The sequence below is a fragment of the Herpetosiphon sp. genome (assembly GCF_003512625.1).
Classification (GTDB): domain Bacteria; phylum Chloroflexota; class Chloroflexia; order Chloroflexales; family Herpetosiphonaceae; genus Herpetosiphon; species Herpetosiphon aurantiacus.
Map to the genome: position 1 here is coordinate 1 of NZ_DOPT01000092.1, position 3276 is coordinate 3276.

At 52.1% G+C, this 3276-nt stretch carries 3 protein-coding genes; all 3 read left to right on the forward strand.

Annotation, left to right across the window (positions count from 1 at the left end; all coding sequences use genetic code 11):
- Positions 1–129 precede the first annotated feature (129 nt).
- Positions 130–1290: a hypothetical protein gene (locus tag DEF47_RS20145; RefSeq protein ID WP_012188392.1), complete on the forward strand. Its 1161-nt coding sequence runs from the start codon at positions 130–132 to the stop codon at positions 1288–1290.
- Positions 1291–1309: 19 nt separating this feature from the next.
- Complete coding sequence (gene murA, locus DEF47_RS20150) at positions 1310–2596, forward strand: UDP-N-acetylglucosamine 1-carboxyvinyltransferase (RefSeq protein WP_012188393.1); 1287 nt, start codon at positions 1310–1312, stop codon at positions 2594–2596.
- A gap of 21 nt (positions 2597–2617) precedes the next feature.
- On the forward strand, positions 2618–3276 hold a 659-nt coding region (locus DEF47_RS20155), incomplete at its 3' end, for a sigma-54-dependent transcriptional regulator (RefSeq protein WP_287045317.1).

Genomic DNA, 3276 nt, shown 5'->3' on the forward strand with positions numbered 1-3276 from the left:
TCATAATTCATCCTTCATCCTTACTTCATGGCCTGAATTATGCTAAACTAGCAGGCTCGCTCATATGTGTCTGAGTAGCCAAAAGCGCCTATGTTATAATGCAGTACATTCATATGCCGAGGAGGATGTGTGAGCCGCTTCAGCGATGTCACCAACATTTGGTCAACCATAAAAGAAATTGATGTGCGCGATATTCGCGATCAGGCCGATTTGCCCTGTCGGATTGCGCTACTTGGCCATGCGACCTTCGGGCGCGATTTGATTATGCGCTTGTTGACGCTTGGCGCTCAACGTTTTCCCGCCCGTACTCCGCAAGTCAGCATCATCGATTTACCCTTGGGCCGCGAACAGGCTACCGATCTCAACCGCGTCGATTTGATTGTACTCACGCTCGATGCTAGCCAAGCCTTGAGTTACGATGAGTTTCTGGCCTACGAAAAATTGGCGATTCTGCCAGTGCCACTGTTGATCGCCGTTTGGGGTACGAATCTCCCTAAAAGCTCCGAAAGCACCCACCAAGCTGATCTGCAAGCATCGCCAGCGGTGTTGCTCGACCCACAAGCCGAGCCGGCAACCCAGCGCAAAATGCTGGCCAAAGCGGTGCTCGAACTCGTACCAGAAGCGTTGCATATTGCGGCTGCTCGGCGCTACCCAGGCTTGCGCAGCGAAGTTACCAATAATTTGATTAGCAGCGTTTCGCTGAGCAATGCGACTTTTGCTTTTACCTCGGGCATTCCCGAGATGATTCCCGTGCTGAATTTGCCATTGAACGCCGCCGATATGCTGGTATTGACCAAGAATCAGGCGCTGTTGGCCTATCGCGTGGCCTTGGCTATGGGTGCTGAAGGCGATTTTAGTGCCATGATTCGTGAATTGCTGCCCGTGGTTGGCGGTGGTTTCCTCTGGCGACAACTGGCACGCCAATTGGTCGGTCTGATTCCAGGCATTGGCTTATTGCCCAAAGTTGCGGTGGCCTATGCAGGCACGTTTGTGACTGGGATTGCGGCATGGCGCTGGTATGAACGTGGCGAGTTGGTCAGCAAAGCCGAATTACAAAGCCTCGTCAAAGCAGCCTTAGAAGAAGGCCGACAACGAGCCAAGGCGCTGATTGGTAATCGTAAGGCTGACGATGATCCCACTGCATCAGCCAAACCCAGTTTTCGCCAACGGATCGGCGCAGTGCTGAACCCAAAAAACTGGTTCAAGGCGCTGCGTGCCCGCCTGCGACGCAAACCCAAATCGATCCAAAAAACAACTGAGCCAACCGATCAATCCAACTCTGCTGCTTAACCATTGAGGATTATTATTCGTGGAAACCTTTGTCATTGAGGGCGGTCATCGCCTGAATGGGACGATTACGCCTGCCGGAAACAAAAACGCCGCCTTGCCGTTGTTAGCGGCCTGCTTGCTCAGCGACCAACCAATTATTCTGCGCAATATGCCCGATATTGCCGATGTGCGAGTCAAGGTACAGTTATTGCAGTCATTGGGCATCGAATGTAGCTGGCTCGAAGAGAATGTGCTGCGGGTTCATGCTGCCACGATCAATACCTCAGAGCCAGATACTGCGCTTGCGCGGCGAATTCGGACCTCGATTTTGCTCGCAGGGCCGTTGTTGGTGCGCACTGGGCGGGCAGTTTTAGCGCGGCCAGGCGGCGATTCGATTGGCCATCGGCGTTTGGATACGCACTTTTTGGCCCTCACTGCCTTGGGTGCTGAAGTTGAAGTGACCAAACAAGCCTATGAACTCAAAGCCGATGGTTTGGTTGGCACGGATATTTTCCTTGATGAAATGAGCGTAACTGGGACTGAACAGGCGATCATGGCGGCTGTGTTGGCTTCTGGCACGACCACAATTGTCAACGCCGCTTCTGAGCCACATGTCCAAGATCTGTGTCGTTGTTTATTTGCCATGGGCGCTAAAATCACGGGCATCGGCACCAATAGCTTGCAAATTCAAGGGGTTTCGCGGCTGAATGGCACTGAATATACACTCGGCCCCGATTTTATGGAGGTTGGTTCGTTCATCGGCTTGGCAGCAGTGACGGGGAGTAACATTCGCATCGCCAACGCACGCCCCGAAGAACATCGCATGACGCGGATTATGTTTGGGCGTTTGGGTGTGACCTGGCAAGACGAAGGCCCAGATATTGTGATTCCTGCTGAGCAAGAGCTACGGGTGCGCGACGATTTGCACGGCGTTGTGCCCAAAATCGACGATATGCCATGGCCTGGCTTCCCCCCCGATCTGATGAGCATTGCCTTGGTGATTGCGACTCAAGCCCAAGGCACGGTGTTGATTCACGAAAAGATGTTTGATGGACGCTTATTCTTTGTTGATAAATTGCTGAGTATGGGCGCACGGGTGATTTTGTGCGATCCACATCGGGCGGTGGTGGTTGGCCCAGCTAAACTGTATGGCGAACGCCTGACCAGCCCCGATATTCGCGCTGGTATGGCCTTGGTCATTGCCGCTTTATGCGCCAAAGGCACGAGTATTATTTCGAATATTGCCCAAATTGATCGGGGCTACCAACGGATTGAACAGCGGCTGGCTGCGCTTGGAGCGCGGATCGAACGCCGTCCTGCTGAATAATGGCCTGTAAGGAGGGTCGGTGTGACCAAAGCTACCGAACAACGACATATTTTAATTGCTGATGACGATCCAGGGATTCGTGGTCTGTTATGCGAGGTCTTTGATGAAGAGGGCTATCTGACCGAACCTGCCGAGCATGGCGGCGAAGTTTTAGCCAAAATGACCAAGAAACATCCCTATGATCTGTTGATTATGGATGTGCGCATGCCTGGCCAAGATGGTTTAACCATTCTTGAGCAATTGCGCAAAAATGGCATCACCACCCCAGTGATTATGATGACGGCCCATGGTACTTCATCAACCGCGATTCGGGCGATTCAAATTGGTGCCTACGATTACGTCATCAAGCCGTTTGATGTTGAAGAAGTAACTTTGGTCGTCAAACGCTTGTTTGATCATCAGCAATTGGCCTCAAAAGTGCGCGAACTCGAAGCCAAAAGTTTTGATCCTCGTGACAAAATGATTGGCAATAGCCCAGCCATGCAGGAGATTTATAAGCAAATTGGGCGAGTTGCTCACACCGACGCGACCGTTTTGATTACGGGCGAAACTGGCACAGGTAAGGAAGTTTTGGCCAACCTGATTCACGTGAATTCAGCACGGCGTAACGGGCCAATGGTTAAAGTCAATTGTGCCGCCTTGCCAGAATCGTTGCTCGAAAGTGAATTGTTTGGCCATGA